Origin of the sequence: Streptomyces sp. bgisy159, assembly GCF_965341775.1 — a bacterium.
Taxonomy (GTDB): Bacteria; Actinomycetota; Actinomycetes; order Streptomycetales; family Streptomycetaceae; genus Streptomyces.
On record NZ_CBDQZH010000033.1, the window covers coordinates 18,649 to 35,140 of the forward strand.

Consider the following 16,492-nt stretch of genomic DNA (forward strand, 5'->3'; position numbering starts at 1 on the left):
TCCGACCGTCCGCGCGTGTTCCCGGCGAAGACACGACCACCGCTGTCCGGGTCGGGCCGACTTCACGACCTATTCGGGGCGTACGGGTTTGACGGCCCCCTCGTCCGCTTCGTCCCCGGCACCCGCGGGCCGGCCGTCATCGGAGCCCCCGCCGCGCTCGGTCTCCCCGCCGCTCTCGGTGTCCCCGCCGGTGAGCCGCTCCGAGACCATGCCGACGATCCGCCGGCCCCCGTAGCCGGTGGCGAGCAGGCCGAGGCCGTCGAAGAGCAGGGCCAGGGAGAAGAAGGTGCCGATGACGTACTGGCTGCTGCTGGGCCAGTTGCCCAGCACCAGGATGCCGAGGAGCAGGTCGAAGGCGCCCAGCAGCAGCGTCCAGCCGAACTGCGGTCCGCGCACCACCAGGCTGCCCACCAGCCGGAACAGACCGGCGGTGAGGAACAGCAGGGCGGCGAACATGGTGAGGGCGGCGGCGCTCTCGTCGGGCTTACGGATGACCACGACACCCGCGGCGATGTTCAGCGCGGCCACGATGACGCCGAGCCAGAAGAAGTTGGTGCCGCGCGCCTGGACCGCGTGCAGCAGGCCGACCGCACCGCCGATCAGCAGCAGCCAGCCGAACAGGAGCATCGAGGTGAGCGTGGCGACGCCGGTGTAGACGAGGCCGACGAGTCCCGCGACGACCAGGATCACCCCGAGCGCGGCGAGCCAGCCGAATCCTCGCCTGAGCTTCGCCGTCTCCTGCTGGGGTCCGGTGGACGTGGTCATGGCGGCGCCTCCTCGATCCTCACCCTCCGTCCCCCAGTCCCCTCATCCCGAGTGATGTAACGCTCATCGGTGCGACCGCCGTGATCACCGGGCGGGCGCGGCGGCTAGCATCCGGCCCATGGAGCCCCAGCTGCTGCACGACGTGACCGGTCCGGTCGCCACGGTCGTCATCCACCACCCGGCCAAGCGCAACGCCATGACGGCCGCGATGTGGGCCGCGCTCCCACCGCTGCTGGACGCGCTGGCCGCCGATCCGGCCGTCCGGGTGCTGGTGCTGACCGGGGAGGGCGGCACGTTCTGCGCGGGCGCCGACATCAGCACGCTGCGCGGCGGGCCGCAGGAGGCGCAGCGGCTGGCCGTCGCCGCCGAGGAGGCGCTGGCCGCCTTCCCCAAGCCGACGCTCGCGGCGGTCCGGGGGCACTGCGTGGGCGGCGGGGCCCAGCTGGCGGCCGCGTGCGACCTGCGGTTCGCCGAGGAGGGGGCGCTGTTCGGGGTGACTCCCGCCAGGCTCGGCATCGTCTACCCGGCGTCGGCCACCCGGCGGCTGGTGGCACTGGTGGGTCCGGCGACCGCCAAGTACCTGCTCTTCTCGGGCGAGTTGATCGACGCGCCGCGGGCACTGCGCACCGGGCTGGTCGACGAGACGCTGCCCGAGGAAGAGCTGGCCGGACGGGTGGCGGAGTTCGCCCGGATCCTCGCCTCGCGCTCGCAGCTGACGCAGGCGGCGGCCAAGGAGTTCGCGGACGGCCGGACCGACCGCGACGAGCACTGGGCCGAGCAGGCCCGCGGCAGCGGCGACACCGCCGAGGGGGTCGCCGCCTTCCTGGAACGCCGGGCTCCGCGCTTCGCCTGGACCGCGGGCCCCGCGTCCGCGGGCACTACATCAGGGTGAAGCGGCTGTCGGTGCGGAACTCCTCGACGAGGTGCGCGGGCGCCTTGTGCGGGGAGCCCGCGTCGTAGGGCGGTCGCGGGTCGTACTCGGTGAACAGCTGGACGGCGCGCGCGTGGTCGTCGCCGGCGATCCTGCCGACGAGGGCGAGCGCCATGTCGATGCCGGCGGAGACCCCGGCCGCGGTGACGTACTTGCCGTCGAACACGACCCGCTCGCCGGTGGGCTCGGCGTCGTACTGCCGCAGGAGGTCGGCGGCGAGCCAGTGGCAGGTGGCGCGCCGGCCGCCGAGCAGGCCGGCGGCGGCCAGCAGCAGCGAGCCGGAGCATACGGACGTCGTCCAAGTGGTGCCGGCGTCGGCAGCGCGCAGCCAGTCCAGCAGGGCCGGGTTCCCGGCCTGGGCGAAGGTGCCGGGCCCGCCGGCCACGACGACCACGTCCGGGCGCCGCACCTCGTGCAGGGCCCGGTCGGCGACGACGGAGAGGAACCCGGTGTCGGCGCGCACCGGTCCGGCCCGCTCGGCCACGAACTCGACGCGCGCGTCCGGCAGGCGGCTCAGCATCTCGTACGGCCCGACGACGTCGAGGGCGGTGAAGCGGTCGTAGACGACCATCGCGATGTGCATGGTGGGTCCCCGTTCGGTGGAGGGGTGAGGCCGTTCAGTGCAGGGGTGCGGTGCGGAACCGGCGGCGGTACTCCGCCGGGGAGGCGCCGAGCGTCCGGACGAACGCCCGGCGCATGGCCTCGGGCGTGCCGTAGCCGCTGGCGCGGGAGATCTCCTCGACGCCGCGGCCGGTGTCCGCCAGCAGGCGGCGGGCGTGTTCGACGCGGACCCGGTCGACGTAGCGGCCGGGCGTCATGCCGGTCTCGGCGTGGAAGGCGCGGGCGAAGTGGCGCGGCGACAGGCGGGCCCGGGCGGCCAGTGCCTCGACGCTCAGATCGCCGTCCGGGTGCTCGGTGATCCACTGCTGGACGTCGCGCAGCGGCTCGCGCCGGGCGGTCTGGGCGGCGAGCTGGGCGCTGAACTGGGCCTGGTTGCCCGGCCGGCGCAGGAAGACCACCAGGTGCCGGGCGACGTTCAGCGCGGTGTCGCGGCCCAGGTCCTCCTCCACCAGGGCGAGCGCCAGGTCGATGCCGGAGGTGACGCCGGCCGAGGTGGACACCCGCCCGTCGCGCACGAAGACGGGGTCGGGGTCGACCTCGACGGCCGGGTGGTCGCGGGCCAGCTTGTCGGCGTACGCCCAGTGGGTGGTGGCGCGGCGGCCGTCCAGCAGGCCGGCCCGGGCGAGCAGGATCGCCCCGGTGCACACCGAGACCAGCCGCGCGGCCCGCGGCCCGTGTCCGCGCAGCCACTCCACCACGCGCGGGTCGGGCCTGCGGGTCCCCGCGCCGCCCGGGACGACCAGCGTGTGCGGGTCGGCCGCGTCGGCGAGGGACTGCTCGGGTACGAGCGTCAGCCCGCTGGACGTGCGCACGGGAGCCCCGTCCGGGGAGGCCGTGCGCAGCCGGTAGCTGCCCGGGGTGTGCGCCTCGGCCCCCGCGAACACCTCCAGGGGCCCGGTGACGTCGAGGCTCTGCACCCCGTCGAAGAGGACGAGAAGAACGGTCAGCCGCGCCATGGCCACGATTCTTCGGCGCCGGCCGCACGGCCGCAATGACGTACTCCCCACCTTTCCTGCCATGGCGCCGGTGTGTCCGGCGCGCCGCGAGGTACCCGCACCCACGTCATCGGACCGTCGAGGAAGGGATGTGCCATGCTCCGGGCGATCGCGGACGTGCTGCGGCAGATCGGGAGCGCGGTGGCGACCGTGGTGACCCTGCCGTTCCGCGCACTGAGCCGGCTGCTGGGCGGAGCGTCGGGCGGGGCGCGCCGGGGCCGGGCCTGACGTCGGCCGGGTCCGTGCCCCGGCCCCCGGATGTCGGTGTCACCTGCCACAATTGCCGCGCAACCTCAGTGGAGAAGGCGGTACGGGATCGTGACGACACCCGGGTCCAACGCAGTAGGGTCCATCGAAGGCAGGATCGCCGAGGAACTCGGCGTACGGGAGCGGCAGGTCAAGGCCGCCGTGGAGCTGCTGGACGGCGGCTCCACGGTGCCCTTCATCGCGCGTTACCGCAAGGAAGCGACCGAGATGCTCGACGACGCGCAGCTGCGCACGCTCGAGGAGCGGTTGCGCTATCTGCGGGAGCTGGAGGAGCGGCGGACCGCGATCCTGGAGTCGGTGCGCGAGCAGGGCAAGCTCACCGAGGAGCTGGCGGCGCGGATCCGGGGCGCCGAGACCAAGGCGCGGCTGGAGGACATCTACCTGCCGTACAAGCCGAAGCGGCGCACCAAGGCGCAGATCGCGCGGGAGGCGGGGCTGGAGCCGCTGGCGGAGGGGCTGCTCGGGGACCCGACCGTGGAGCCGTCCGCGGCGGCCGCCGCCTTCGTCGACGCGGACAAGGGGGTCGCCGACCCGCAGGCCGCTCTGGACGGCGCGCGGGCGATCCTCACCGAGCGGTTCTCGGAGGACGCCGACCTGATCGGCGAGTTGCGCGAACGCATGTGGGTGCGTGGTCGGCTGGCCGCCAAGGTGCGCGAGGGCAAGGAGGAGGCGGGCGCCAAGTTCGCCGACTACTTCGACTTCGCCGAGCCGTTCACCGAGCTGCCCTCGCACCGGATCCTGGCGATGCTGCGCGGCGAGAAAGAGGAGGTCCTCGACCTCGTCCTGGAGCCCGAGGAGCCCACGGACGGGCCGTCGTCGTACGAGGGGATCGTCGCGGCCCGGTTCGGCATCGCCGACCGGGGCCGGCCGGGTGACAAGTGGCTGAGGGACACGGTCCGTTGGGCGTGGCGGACCCGGATCCTCGTCCACCTCGGCATCGACCTGCGGCTGCGGCTGCGCACGGCGGCCGAGGACGAGGCGGTGAACGTGTTCGCGGCCAACCTGCGCGACCTGCTGCTCGCCGCCCCGGCCGGGACCCGCGCGACGCTGGGCCTCGACCCCGGGTTCCGGACGGGTGTGAAGGTGGCCGTGGTCGACTCCACCGGCAAGGTGGTCGCCACGGACGTGATCCATCCCCACGTCCCGGCCAACAGGTGGGACGAGGCGATCGCCAAGCTGGCCCGCCTGGCCGAGGAGCACGCCGTCGAGCTGATCGCGATCGGCAACGGCACCGCGTCCCGCGAGACCGACAAGCTCGCCGGTGAACTGATCACGAAGCACCCCGGGCTGAAGCTGACCAAGGTGATGGTGTCCGAGGCGGGAGCGTCGGTGTACTCGGCTTCGGCGTTCGCCTCGCAGGAACTGCCGGACATGGACGTGTCGCTGCGCGGCGCGGTGTCCATCGCCCGGCGTCTGCAGGACCCGCTGGCCGAGCTGGTGAAGATCGACCCGAAGTCGATCGGTGTCGGCCAGTACCAGCACGACCTGTCCGAAGTGAAGCTGTCGCGTTCGCTGGACGCGGTGGTGGAGGACTGTGTGAACGGCGTCGGCGTGGACGTCAACACCGCCTCCGCGCCGCTGCTCGCGCGGGTCTCCGGCATCACCTCGGGACTGGCCGAGAACATCGTGGCCCACCGTGACGCGAACGGGCCGTTCAGGTCGCGCACCGAACTCAAGAAGGTCCCGCGGCTCGGTCCGAAGGCGTACGAGCAGTGCGCGGGCTTCCTGCGCATCCGCGGCGGCGCCGACCCGCTGGACGCGTCCAGCGTGCACCCCGAGGCGTACCCGGTGGTGCGGCGCATGGTGAAGACCGCCGGTCAGGAGGTCGCCTCCCTGATCGGGAACACGGGTGTGCTGCGCTCGCTGCGGCCGCAGGAGTTCGTGGACGAGACGTTCGGTCTGCCGACCGTCACCGACATCCTCAAGGAGCTGGAGAAGCCGGGGCGCGACCCGCGTCCGGCCTTCCGGACCGCCACCTTCAAGGAGGGCGTGGAGAAGATCTCCGACCTGTCCGCCGGGATGATCCTGGAGGGCGTGGTGACGAACGTGGCGGCCTTCGGGGCGTTCGTCGACGTCGGCGTCCACCAGGACGGGCTGGTGCACGTCTCGGCGTTGTCGAAGACGTTCGTGAAGGACCCGCGGGAGGTCGTCAAGCCCGGGGACATCGTCAAGGTGAAGGTCCTGGACGTGGACATCCCGCGCAAGCGGATCTCGCTGACGCTGCGGCTGGACGACGAGGCGGCCCCGCAGGGCGGTCGGGCCTCCGGCGGGGGCCGGCAGCAGCGGGGCGGCGGTGGCCGTCCGCCGCAGCAGCGGCAGGGGCGCGGCGGTGGCGGCGGCTCCCGCCAGGCACCGCCCCCGGCCAACAGCGCGATGGCGGACGCGCTGCGGCGGGCTGGGCTGGTGGACCCGAAGAAGGGCAGGGGTCAGGGCCACCGTCCGACGGGCTGACGGGCGGGCGGACTGACGGGCTGGCGGACTGGCGGACTGACGCGACGCCGCGGAGTGCCTCGGAAGGATCCGGGCCGGGTCACGGCGGCGGCACGGAGCTTCCCGGGCCGCCGTCGGGCCGGCGGGCCGTCGACCGTTGGGCCGAGTGCAGCAGGCGCGGCGGGCGGGACGGACGGGGCGGGGTGAAGCTGGACGCCCGTTCTCGCACCCCCGGAGTGACCGATGCCGACCCGACGTGCCCGCTTGCGTCCTCGTCCCGCCGCCGCGCTGGCGGCCTGTCTGGCCCTGGTGGCCGCCGCGCCCGCGGTGGCCGCCGGGCATCCCGAGCCACCGCACGGCGAGTCCGGGTTGCGGCAGCAGCTGGAGGAGCTGGTGCGGGCACCGGGCGGCCCGCCCGGGATCATCGCCGTGCTCGCGGACGGCAGGCACAGCCGGGTCGTGCGGGCCGGAGTGGCGGACCTGGAGACCGGCCGCGAGCCCCGGCCGGACGACCACATGCGCATCGCGAGCGCCGCCAAGGCGTTCAGCGGCGCGGTGGCGCTGTCCCTCGTCGACCTGGGCGACCTGGGCCTCGACGACACCCTGGGCGAGCGGCTCCCCCGGCTGCCGGACGCCTGGAGCGCGGTGACGCTGCGCCAGCTGCTCAACCACACCAGCGGACTGCCGGACTACTCGCGCAGCCCCGAGTTCGTGGCGATCCTGCGCGCCGACCCCCGGCACCGCTTCGACTCGCGCCGGCTGCTCGACTTCGTCGCGGGGCAGCCGCTGCTGTTCCCGCCGGGCAGCCGGTACCAGTACTCCAACTCAGACAACATCGCGGTCGCCCTGATGGCGGAGGCGGCCACCGGCGTCCGCTACGAGCGGCTCCTGGAGGAGCTGGTGTACCGCCCGCTGGGTCTGCGCAGCACCAGCCTGCCGCAGGGGTACCGGATGCCGAGGCCGTACCTCCACGGGTACGACGTGAGCCCGCCGCCGCCCCCGGAGGACGTCAGTGAGCTGATCGGCATGTCGGGTGTGTGGGCGTCCGGCGGCATCGTCTCCACGCCCGCCGACATGACCCGGTTCGTGCGCGGCTACGTCGGGGGCCGGCTGTACGGCCCCGACGTGGTGCGCGAGCAGCGCCGCTGGGTGCCGGGCGGGGCGTCCGAGCCGGCCGGGCCGGGACGCAACGACGCCGGGCTGGCGCTGTTCCGCTACACCACCCGGTGCGGGGTCGTGCTCGGGCACACCGGCAACACGGCCGGGTACACCCAGCTGATCGCCGCCACGCCGGACGGGCGCCGGTCGCTGACCTTCTCGGCCACCAGCCAGATCAACCAGGCCATGACCCCGGAACTCCTGCAACGGATGCGCGCCGTGCAGGAGAACTTCGTGTGCGCGCTGCTGAAGGGGAAGTCCTAGCGTTCGGTCACCTTGCCGCCGGCCACCTCCAGGCGGCGGGTGACGTGGACGGCGTCCAGCATGCGGCGGTCGTGGGTGACCAGGAGGAGGGTGCCGTCGTAGGAGTCCAGGGCGGACTCCAGCTGTTCGATGGCGGGGAGGTCGAGGTGGTTGGTCGGCTCGTCGAGGACGAGGAGGTTGACGCCCCGGCCCTGGAGGAGGGCGAGGGCGGCGCGGGTGCGCTCACCCGGTGAGAGGGTGTCCGCCGGACGCAGCACGTGCTCCGCCTTCAGGCCGAACTTGGCCAGCAGGGTGCGGACCTCCGCGGGCTCGGTGTCGGGGACGGCCGCGCGGAAGGCGTCGAGCAGGGTCTCGGGCCCGTGGAACAGCTTGCGGGCCTGGTCGACCTCGCCGACCAGCACGCCGGAGCCGAGCGAGGCCTGCCCCGCGTCCAGGGGGACGCGGCCCAGGAGGGCGGCCAGCAAGGTGGACTTGCCGGCGCCGTTGGCGCCGGTCACCGCGACCCGGTCCGCCCAGTCGACCTGCAGCGACACCGGGCCGAAGTGGAAGTCGCCGCGCCGCACCTCGGCGTCCCGGAGGGTTGCCACGACCGCACCGGAGCGCGGGGCGGCCGCGATCTCCATCCGCAGTTCCCACTCCTTGCGGGGCTCCTCCACCACGTCCAGACGCTCGATCATGCGCTGGGTCTGCCGCGCCTTGGCGGCCTGCTTCTCACTGGCCTCGCTGCGGAACTTGCGGCCGATCTTGTCGTTGTCGGAGCCGGCCTTGCGGCGGGCGTTCTTGACGCCCTTGTCCATCCAGGAACGCTGCGTCTGCGCCCGGTCCTGCAGGGCGGCCCGCTTGTCGGCGTACTCCTCGTACTCCTCTCGGGCGTGCCGCCGGGCGACGTCGCGCTCCTCCAGGTAGCCCGCGTAGCCGCCGCCGTAGAGGTTGATCTGCCGCTGGGCGAGATCGAGTTCGAGGACCTTGGTGACCGTGCGGGTGAGGAACTCGCGGTCGTGGCTGACGACGACGGTGCCGGCGCGCAGGCCGGCCACGAAGTGCTCCAGCCGCTCCAGGCCGTCCAGGTCGAGGTCGTTGGTCGGCTCGTCGAGGAGGAAGACGTCGTAGCGGGAGAGCAGCAGGGAGGCGAGGCCCGCGCGGGCCGCCTGGCCGCCGGACAGGGCGGTCATCGGCTGGTCGAGCCCGACACCGAGGGCCAGGGAGTCGGCGACCTCCGCCGCCCGCTCGTCCAGGTCCGCGCCACCGAGGCCGAGCCAGCGCTCCAGGCTCATCGCGTACGCGTCGTCGGCGCCGGGCGCGCCGTCGACCAGGCCCTGCGTGGCCTCGTCCATCGCCCGCTGGGCCTCGGCGACGCCGGTGCGGCGGGCCAGGAACTCCCGTACGGTCTCGCCGGGCCTGCGCTCCGGCTCCTGCGGGAGGTGGCCCACGGTCGCGGTCGGCGGGGAGAGCCTGAGCTCGCCCTGCTCGGGGGCGCCGAGCCCGGCCAGCAGCCGCAGCAGGGTGGACTTGCCGGCGCCGTTGGCACCGACCAGCCCGATCACGTCGCCGGGGGCGACCACGAGGTCGAGCCCGGAGAAGAGCGAGCGGTCACCGTGCCCGGCGGCGAGGTTCTTGGCGACGAGAGTGGCAGTCATCAGGGCGCCGATCCTAATGCCCGCAGGCGGGGCACCGGCCCCGCAGGGGCACGCCCGGGTACCTGCCCCGCGGGGATGCGCCCGGATGCCCGCCCCGCAGGGGCACGCCCGAGTACCCGCCCCTCAGGGATACGCCCGGGTCCCGGCCGCCCGGTGGGGACAGGTGCCGGGCCGAAGGCCGTACGCGCGACCCGGTGACCGGACTTCCCGGCAGACGAACCGACGCGTGCGCGGACGAGCGGCCGGAGTGGCTGGATCAGGTCGTCGGGAGGATGGTGGCGAGGTCGGCCGAATGGTGCTCGTGTGACGGCGCAGGGGGTGGACATGATCTGAGCGACGCGGAGCCCCCCGGCTCCGTCCGGACCTCGTGCCCCTAGGACTTGGAGCATCAGTGCACCGCAGACTCATCGTGCCTGGCGCGTTCGCAGCGGCCACCGTCCTGCTGGCGATCCCGGCATCGGCCGCGAGCGGCACCCCCGGCGCTCCGGGTGTCGGCGACCCCTACTACCCGGCCTACGGCAACGGCGGATACGACGTCTCCCACTACGACCTGCGCCTGAAGTACCAGCCCGCGACGGACCGTCTGGAGGGGACGGCCACGATCCTGGCCCGGACCACCCAGGACCTGTCGCGGTTCGACCTGGACTTCCTGCTGGACGTCAGCGAGGTCCGCGTGAACGGCGCGAAGGCCGCCTTCACCACCTCCGGCGAGCACGAACTGGAGATCACCCCGAAGCGGCCGCTGGCCGCGGGCGCGCCGGTGACCGTCGTGGTGCGCTACAGCGGTGTGCCGTCGTCGAAGCGGGCGTACGGCTTCACCAGTTGGCACCGCACCCCGGACGGCGGGGTGGGAGCCAACGAACCCGAGGCCGCCTGGTGGTGGTTCCCCAGTAACGACCACCCGCTGGACAAGGCGACCTACGACGTGTCGGTGCTGGTGCCGGACGGCACCCAGGCCATCTCCAACGGCACGCTGCGCTCGACGAGTTCGCAGCGCGGCTGGACTCGCTTCAACTGGCGCTCCGACAAGCCGCAGGCGACCTATCTGGCCACGCTCGCGGTCGGCAGGTTCGACATCACGACCGGGACGTCCGAGAGCGGTGTCCCGGTCGTCAACGCGTACAGCAAGGACCTCGGTGACGACTACGGGGCCGCGCGGGCGAGCGTCGAGCGCACCGGGGAGATCGCCGACTGGCTGAGCGGCTACTTCGGTGCCTACCCGTACAACGCGCTCGGCGGCTACGTGCCGAACACCGACACCGGCTATGCGCTGGAGACGCAGACCCGGCCGTTCTACAGCCCGCGGCAGTTCGCGAACGGGTCGAACGTCTCCGTGGTGGTGCACGAGCTGGCCCACCAGTGGTACGGGGACCTGGTCTCGGTCGCCGGCTGGAAGGACATCTGGATCAACGAGGGTTTCGCACGGTACGCGCAGTGGCTGTGGTCCGAGCACGAGAACGAGGGCACGGCCCAGGAACTCGCCGACTACGTGTACGCCTCCCACCCGGCCGACGACCCGTTCTGGACCGTGGCCCCGGCGGACCCGGGCCCGGAGAACCAGTTCCACCGCGCGGTCTACGACCGGGGCGCGCTGGCGCTGCAGGCGCTGCGCGACGAGATCGGCGACGACGCCTTCTTCGCCATCCTCAAGGGCTGGCCGGCGCGGTACGCCTACGGCAACGCGTCGGTCGGTGACTTCGTCGCGTACGCGCAGCAGGTGTCGGGCCGGGACCTGGCGGCGCTGTTCGACACCTGGCTGTACCAGCCGTCGAAGCCGTCGGCCTCGGCCTCGGCGTCCGTGGCCCCGACCGCGCGGCTCGCCGGGTCGCGGGTGCGGGCGCTGCCGGTGAAGCCGAAGTCGTGGGAGAGGATCGCGGCCACGAACGGGGTGCACCAGCGGCACTGAGCCCGACGGCCGGGCCGGCCGGCCGAGACCGCCGACCGGCCGAGACCGTGGACCGGCCGGGGCGGTCGGAGGCCGCCCCACGTGTCACAGTTCCGGTGGTACAGCGATACTGCTGCACATGACGATCGAGACGGAGGAGCCGGCCCTCACGGTCGACGAGCTGGCCGCGCGGGCCGGGGTCACGGTGCGCACGGTCCGGTTCTACAGCACCAAGGGCCTGCTGCCGCCGCCGGTGATCGGTCCGCGCCGGGTGGGGCACTACGGCCCGGAGCATCTGGCGCGGCTGGCGCTGATCGAGGAGTTGCAGCGGCAGGGCATGACACTGGCGGCGATCGAGCGCCATCTGCGGCAGCTGCCGCCCGGTCTGAGCGCGCAGGAACTGGCCATCCACCGGGCGGTGGTGGCGTCCTGGGCGCCGGACACGGTGGAGACGCTCTCCCGCGAGGAGCTGCACCGCCGGGCCGGCCGGGAGCTGACCGACGCGGAGGTCCGGCGGCTGGCCGACCTGGACGTGGTGACCGTCCGGGACGGCGCCTACCGGGTGGACACGGGGCTGCTGCGGGTCGGCGTGGAGCTGCTCGACGTACCGCTCTCGCAGGAGGTCCTGCTGGCCGCGCGGGAGGCGCTGCTGGAGCACTCCCGCGCGGCGGCGCAGGCGCTGTCGCGGCTCCTGCGGGACGCCGTCGCCGAGCGCGCCGCGCGCGATGTGCGGTCGCTGTCGGCGCACATGCAGCCGCTGGTGGTGCAGGCCCTGCTGACCACGTTCCAGCGCTCCCTGCGGGAGGAACTGCGCCAGTGGCTGGCGCAGTGACCTCCGCGCGGCCGGTGGGCGGCCCGGTCAGCGGGCGTCGGTGAAGGTCTCCCCCCGCTCGGCCTTGGCGACCAGCAGCGCCGGCGGCGTGAAGCGGTCCCCGTAGCGTTCGGCGAGCTCCCGGGCGCGTGCCACGAACGCCGGCAGCCCGGTCCCTCCCTCGGCGCCGCCGTCGTAGCCGTTGATGTACTGCAGCACGCCGCCGGTCCAGCCGGGGAAGCCGATGCCGAGGATCGAGCCGATGTTGGCGTCCGCCACGGAGGTCAGGACGCCCTCTTCGAGGAGCCGGACGGTGTCCAGCGCCTCGGCGAAGAGCATGCGTTCCTGCATGTCCTCGAACGGGATGCGGTGGCCGGGCCGGGTGAAGTGCTCGCGCAGCCCGGGCCACAGGCCGGTGCGCCCGCCGTCCGCCCCGTACTCGTAGAAGCCGGCGCCGCCGCTGCGGCCGGTGCGGCCGAACTCGTCGACCATGCGGTCGATGACGGCCTCGGCGGGATGTGCGGTCCAGGTGCCGCCGGCCTCCTGCACGGCCCGCTTCGACTCGTTGCGGATCTTGCGCGGGAGGGTGAGGGTCAGCTCGTCCATCAGGGAGAGGACCTTGGCCGGGTAGCCGGCCTGGGCCGCCGCCTGCTCCACGGAGGCGGGCTCGATGCCCTCGCCGACCATGGCGACGCCCTCGTTGATGAAGTGGCCGATGACGCGGGAGGTGAAGAAGCCGCGCGAGTCGTTGACGACGATCGGCGTCTTCCTGATCTGCCGGACCAGGTCGAAGGCGCGGGCCAGCGCCTCGTCGCCGGTGCGCTCGCCCTTGATGATCTCCACCAGCGGCATCTTGTCGACCGGGGAGAAGAAGTGCAGTCCGATGAAGTCGGCCTGGCGCTCGACGCCCTCGGCGAGGGCGGTGATGGGCAGGGTGGAGGTGTTGGAGCACAGCAGGGCGTCGGGGGCGACGATGCTCTCGATCTCCTGGAACACCTTGTGCTTGAGCGCGGTGTCCTCGAACACCGCCTCGATGACCGCGTCGCAGCCCGCGAGGTCCTGCGGGTCGGCGGTGGGGGTGATCCGGGCGAGCAGCGCGTCCGCCTTCTCCCGGCTGGTGCGGCCCTTGGCGACGGCCTTGGCGCACAGCTTCTCGGAGTAGCCCTTGCCCTTGCGCGCGGCGTCCGCCGAGACGTCCTTGAGGACGACGTCGATGCCGGCGCGGGCGCAGGAGTAGGCGATGCCCGCGCCCATCATCCCGGCACCCAGGACGGCCACCTTGCGGACGTGGCGGGGCTCGACGCCCTTGGGGCGGTTGGCGCCGGAGTTGACGGCCTGCAGGTCGAAGAAGAAGGCCTGGATCATGTTCTTCGACGTCTGGCCGGCGGCCAGCTCGACGAAGTAGCGGGCCTCGACGAGCTGCGCGGTCTCGAAGTCGACCTGGGCACTCTCCACGGCCGCGGCGAGGATGCCCCGCGGGGCCGGGTAGGGGGCGCCGTTCGTCTGCTTGCGCAGGGTGGCGGGGAAGGCGGGCAGGTTCGCCGCGAACTTCGGGCTGGCGGGGGTGCCGCCGGGGATCCGGTAGCCCGGCCGGTCCCAGGGCTGCTGCGACTCGGGGTGGTCGTCGATGAAGGCGCGGGCCCGGGCCATCAGCTCCTCGGGGGTGTCCACGACCTCGTGGACCAGGCCGTTGTCGAGGGCGCGCCGCGGGCTGTACTGGGTGCCCTGCAGGAGCACCTTCAGCAGGGCGTCGGCAATGCCCAGCAGGCGTACGGTGCGCACCACGCCGCCGCCTCCGGGGAGCAGACCGAGGGTGACCTCGGGGCAGCCGATCTTGGAGCCGGGGGCGTCCAGGGCGACGCGGTGGTGGCAGGCGAGGGCGATCTCGAAGCCGCCGCCGAGGGCGGCGCCGTTGATCGCGGCGACGACCGGTTTGCCGAGGGTCTCGATGCGGCGCAGGTTCCGCTTGATGGCGAGGCCGCCGTCGTACAGCTGCTGGGCGGTCTCGGGGGTGACGCGGATCAGGTCCCGCAGGTCGCCGCCGGCGAAGAAGGTCTTCTTGGCGGAGGTGAAGATGATGCCGCGGACGGTGTCCTGCTCCGCCTCCAGCCGGGCGGTGACGGCGGCGAGGGAGTCGCGGAAGGCCGCGTTCATGGTGTTCGCGGACTGGTCGGGGTCGTCGAGGACGAGGGTGACGACGCCGGTGCGGTCCTGTTCCCAGCGGATGGTCGTGGGCTGAGTGCTCATCAGAGGTGCTCCGTAGCTCCGTGGTGATCCGTCGGGAAGGGGTCAGACGCGCTCGACGACGGTGGCGATGCCCATGCCGCCGCCCACACACAGGGTGGCGAGGCCGTAGCGCTTGTCCTGGCGCTCCAGTTCGTCGACGAGGGTGCCGAGGATCATCGCGCCGGTGGCGCCGAGCGGGTGGCCGAGGGCGATGGCGCCGCCGTTGACGTTGACCTTGTCCAGGCTGAGGCCCATGTCCTTCACGAAGCGCAGCACGACGGCCGCGAACGCCTCGTTGATCTCGACGAGGTCGATGTCGTCGATGGTCAGGCCGGCCCTGGCCAGCGCCTTGCGGGTGGCCGGGGCGGGCCCGGTGAGCATGATGGTCGGCTCGGAGCCGGAGACGGCGGCGGAGACGATCCGGGCGCGCGGGGTGAGCCCGTGGCGCTCGCCGACCTCCTTGGTGCCGATCGCGACGAGGGAGGCCCCGTCGACGATGCCGGAGGAGTTGCCCGCGTGGTGGACGTGGTCGATCTTCTCCACCCAGTGGTACTGCTGCAGGGCCACGGCGTCGAAGCCGCCGAGTTCGCCGACGTCGGCGAACGACGGCTTCAGCTTGGCCAGGGAGTCCGCGGTGGTGCCGGGGCGCATGTGCTCGTCCCGGTCGAGGACCGTCAGTCCGGTGCGGTCCGTCACGGGCACCACGGAGCGGGCGAAGCGGCCCTCCTTCCAGGCGGTGGCCGCGCGCTCCTGGGACAGCGCCGCGTACTCGTCGACGTCGCGCCGGGAGAAACCCTCGATGGTGGCGATGAGGTCGGCGCCGATGCCCTGGGGGACGAAGTTGACGGCCAGGTTGGTCATCGGGTCGTTGAACCAGGCGCCGCCGTCCGAGGCCATCGGCACCCGGGACATCGACTCGACGCCACCGGCGAGGATCAGGTCCTCCCAGCCGGACCGGATCTTGGCGGCGGCCAGGTTGACGGCCTCCAGGCCCGACGCACAGAAGCGGTTCTCCTGCACGCCCGCCACCGTGTCGGGCAGTCCGGCGGCGATGGCGGCGATCCGTGCGATGTCGGAGCCCTGGTCGCCCACCGGTCCGACGACCCCGAGGACGATGTCGTCGATCGCCGCCGGGTCCAGGCCCGGGAAGCGGTCGCGCAACTCGTGGATGAGGCCGACGACCAGGTCGATGGGCTTGGTGCCGTGCAGGGCGCCGCCGGCCTTGCCGCGCCCGCGCGGGGTGCGGATCGCGTCGTACACATACGCTTCGGTGCTCACGGGTGGCCTTTCACTGAGGGTTTCGGGGCTCGCCGGGAGGCCGGCGGGTGGTGAGGGGTCGAGTGCCCGGGCTGTCCGGGCCGGTGAGGCCGGGTACGTCCCAGTCTCGGGCCACGTCCCGGGTGTCGGCGCCCGGGCGGGCGGGCCCGCGGCGGACGGCCGTGGGGGTCGACGAGAAGCGGGGGGCGGGGGCGGGCTGGGTGATGCCTCCGTGGCCGGTGAAGGTGGAGCGCGCGGCGAGGTGCGGGTGGTGCGGGGCCTCGCGCAGGGTCAGGACGGGTGCCACGCACGCGTCGGAGCCCTCGAAGACGGCCGTCCACTCGTCGCGCGTACGGCTCCGGAAGCGGGCGGCGACGGCGGCGCGCAGTTTCTCCCAGCGGGTGACGTCCGTCCGGGCGCCGTCGAGGTCCGCCAGCCCCAGCAGGCGCAGGAACTCGGCGTAGAACTGGGGCTCCAGGGCTCCGACCGCCATGTAGCGGCCGTCGGAGGTCTCGTAGGTGCCGTAGTAGGGGCAGCCGCCGTCGAGGAGGTTGGCGCCGCGCCGGTCCTGCCAGGCGCCGGCCGAGAGCATGCCGTGGATCATCGCCGACAGATGGGCGGTGCCGTCGACGATGGCCGCGTCGACGACCTGGCCGGTGCCGCTCACGCGCGCGTGGTGGAGCGCCGCGAGGACGCCGACCACCAGGTACAGCGAGCCGCCCGCGTAGTCGCCCAGGAGATTGGCGGGGACGGCCGGGGGACGGCCGGGCTCGCCGATCAGGCCGAGGGTGCCGGTGAGCGCGATGTAGGAGATGTCATGGCCGGCCCGGTCGGCGAGGGGGCCGTCCTGGCCCCAGCCCGTCATCCGGCCGTAGACCAGGCGGGGGTTGCGGGCCCGGCAGTCGTCGGGGCCGACACCGAGGCGCTCGGCGACGCCGGGACGGTAGCCCTCGATCAGGACGTCCGCGCGCGCGGCGAGGTCCAGCACGCGCGCGGGGCCGTCGGGTGCCTTGAGATCGACGATCACGGAGCGCTTGTTGCGGTTGGTCACGTCGTGGGCCGGGTCGACGGCCAGGCCGGGGCCGGCCGGGCGGTCCACGCGGACCACGTCGGCACCGAGGTCGGCCAGCAGCATGGCGGCGAACGGACCGGGGCCGATGCCGGCCAGTTCCACCACCCGTACACCCGTGAGCGGGCCGTGCCCGGGCGTCCCTGCCGTTGCCATCCAGCCCCCTCGCTGTGACA

The 16,492-nt window shown here is 73.4% G+C and carries 13 protein-coding genes; 6 read left to right on the forward strand and 7 right to left on the reverse strand.

Annotated elements, in window-relative coordinates; translation table 11 throughout:
- Positions 1 to 69 precede the first annotated feature (69 nt).
- Positions 70 to 765, reverse strand: coding sequence for an HdeD family acid-resistance protein (locus ACSLTV_RS26340; protein WP_432158478.1), 696 nt, complete (start codon positions 763 to 765; stop codon positions 70 to 72).
- 118 nt (positions 766 to 883) lie between these two features.
- Here ACSLTV_RS26340 and ACSLTV_RS26345 point away from each other — a divergent pair, with 118 nt between their 5' ends.
- Positions 884 to 1,657, forward strand: a complete 774-nt coding sequence (locus ACSLTV_RS26345; RefSeq protein WP_432138765.1) for an enoyl-CoA hydratase/isomerase family protein — start codon at positions 884 to 886, stop codon at positions 1,655 to 1,657.
- Here ACSLTV_RS26345 and ACSLTV_RS26350 read toward each other — a convergent pair.
- A complete protein-coding gene (locus ACSLTV_RS26350; protein ID WP_432158479.1) occupies positions 1,644 to 2,279 on the reverse strand; it encodes a DJ-1/PfpI family protein in 636 nt (211 codons plus the stop codon). The two genes, ACSLTV_RS26345 and ACSLTV_RS26350, sit on opposite strands and share 14 nt — an antisense overlap.
- Positions 2,280 to 2,313: 34 nt before the next feature.
- Positions 2,314 to 3,273, reverse strand: coding sequence for a GlxA family transcriptional regulator (locus ACSLTV_RS26355; RefSeq protein ID WP_432138767.1), 960 nt, complete (start codon positions 3,271 to 3,273; stop codon positions 2,314 to 2,316).
- Between the two features lie 135 nt (positions 3,274 to 3,408).
- Here ACSLTV_RS26355 and ACSLTV_RS26360 point away from each other — a divergent pair, with 135 nt between their 5' ends.
- The 3 genes from ACSLTV_RS26360 (at position 3,409) to ACSLTV_RS26370 (ending at position 7,431) form a co-directional block, all read left to right on the forward strand.
- The gene (locus tag ACSLTV_RS26360; RefSeq protein ID WP_432138768.1) at positions 3,409 to 3,540 is read left to right on the forward strand and encodes an LPFR motif small protein; all 132 of its coding nucleotides are present in this window, start codon (positions 3,409 to 3,411) and stop codon (positions 3,538 to 3,540) included.
- Positions 3,541 to 3,630: 90 nt separating this feature from the next.
- Entirely contained in the window at positions 3,631 to 6,030 is a 2,400-nt protein-coding gene (locus ACSLTV_RS26365) for a Tex family protein (RefSeq protein ID WP_432138769.1), read from the forward strand.
- 222 nt (positions 6,031 to 6,252) lie between these two features.
- Complete coding sequence (locus tag ACSLTV_RS26370) at positions 6,253 to 7,431, forward strand: serine hydrolase domain-containing protein (protein ID WP_432138770.1); 1,179 nt, start codon at positions 6,253 to 6,255, stop codon at positions 7,429 to 7,431.
- Here ACSLTV_RS26370 and ACSLTV_RS26375 read toward each other — a convergent pair.
- Positions 7,428 to 9,068: an ABC-F family ATP-binding cassette domain-containing protein gene (locus ACSLTV_RS26375; RefSeq protein ID WP_432138771.1), complete on the reverse strand. Its 1,641-nt coding sequence runs from the start codon at positions 9,066 to 9,068 to the stop codon at positions 7,428 to 7,430. The two genes, ACSLTV_RS26370 and ACSLTV_RS26375, sit on opposite strands and share 4 nt — an antisense overlap.
- Before the next feature lie 391 nt (positions 9,069 to 9,459).
- Here ACSLTV_RS26375 and ACSLTV_RS26380 point away from each other — a divergent pair, with 391 nt between their 5' ends.
- Both ACSLTV_RS26380 and ACSLTV_RS26385 read left to right on the forward strand, forming a co-directional pair.
- Positions 9,460 to 10,974, forward strand: coding sequence for a M1 family metallopeptidase (locus ACSLTV_RS26380; protein ID WP_435613003.1), 1,515 nt, complete (start codon positions 9,460 to 9,462; stop codon positions 10,972 to 10,974).
- Positions 10,975 to 11,092: 118 nt separating this feature from the next.
- Positions 11,093 to 11,785 (forward strand): MerR family transcriptional regulator, encoded by a 693-nt coding sequence (locus ACSLTV_RS26385; RefSeq protein WP_432138773.1) that lies wholly within the window; start codon positions 11,093 to 11,095, stop codon positions 11,783 to 11,785.
- Positions 11,786 to 11,812: 27 nt separating this feature from the next.
- Here the strand turns inward: ACSLTV_RS26385 and ACSLTV_RS26390 are convergent, their stop codons facing one another.
- The 3 genes from ACSLTV_RS26390 to ACSLTV_RS26400 are packed head-to-tail and all read right to left on the reverse strand — an operon-like array spanning position 11,813 to position 16,472.
- Positions 11,813 to 14,011, reverse strand: a complete 2,199-nt coding sequence (locus ACSLTV_RS26390; RefSeq protein WP_435613004.1) for a 3-hydroxyacyl-CoA dehydrogenase NAD-binding domain-containing protein — start codon at positions 14,009 to 14,011, stop codon at positions 11,813 to 11,815.
- A 42-nt stretch (positions 14,012 to 14,053) separates the two neighbouring features.
- Positions 14,054 to 15,268: an acetyl-CoA C-acetyltransferase gene (locus tag ACSLTV_RS26395; protein ID WP_432138775.1), complete on the reverse strand. Its 1,215-nt coding sequence runs from the start codon at positions 15,266 to 15,268 to the stop codon at positions 14,054 to 14,056.
- A gap of 10 nt (positions 15,269 to 15,278) precedes the next feature.
- Positions 15,279 to 16,472, reverse strand: a complete 1,194-nt coding sequence (locus ACSLTV_RS26400; RefSeq protein ID WP_432138776.1) for a CaiB/BaiF CoA transferase family protein — start codon at positions 16,470 to 16,472, stop codon at positions 15,279 to 15,281.
- Positions 16,473 to 16,492 lie beyond the last annotated feature (20 nt).

Bases quoted from the DNA above. Each gene is read 5' to 3' on its own strand.
- ACSLTV_RS26385 (WP_432138773.1), top strand. From the start codon at position 11,093: ATGACGATCGAGACGGAGGAGCCGGCCCTCACGGTCGACGAGCTGGCC.
- ACSLTV_RS26345 (WP_432138765.1), top strand. From the start codon at position 884: ATGGAGCCCCAGCTGCTGCACGACGTGACCGGTCCGGTCGCCACGGTC.
- ACSLTV_RS26370 (WP_432138770.1), top strand. From the start codon at position 6,253: ATGCCGACCCGACGTGCCCGCTTGCGTCCTCGTCCCGCCGCCGCGCTG.
- ACSLTV_RS26400 (WP_432138776.1), bottom strand. From the start codon at position 16,472: ATGGCAACGGCAGGGACGCCCGGGCACGGCCCGCTCACGGGTGTACGG.
- ACSLTV_RS26340 (WP_432158478.1), bottom strand. From the start codon at position 765: ATGACCACGTCCACCGGACCCCAGCAGGAGACGGCGAAGCTCAGGCGA.
- ACSLTV_RS26350 (WP_432158479.1), bottom strand. From the start codon at position 2,279: ATGCACATCGCGATGGTCGTCTACGACCGCTTCACCGCCCTCGACGTC.
- ACSLTV_RS26375 (WP_432138771.1), bottom strand. From the start codon at position 9,068: ATGACTGCCACTCTCGTCGCCAAGAACCTCGCCGCCGGGCACGGTGAC.
- ACSLTV_RS26355 (WP_432138767.1), bottom strand. From the start codon at position 3,273: ATGGCGCGGCTGACCGTTCTTCTCGTCCTCTTCGACGGGGTGCAGAGC.
- ACSLTV_RS26390 (WP_435613004.1), bottom strand. From the start codon at position 14,011: ATGAGCACTCAGCCCACGACCATCCGCTGGGAACAGGACCGCACCGGC.
- ACSLTV_RS26360 (WP_432138768.1), top strand. From the start codon at position 3,409: ATGCTCCGGGCGATCGCGGACGTGCTGCGGCAGATCGGGAGCGCGGTG.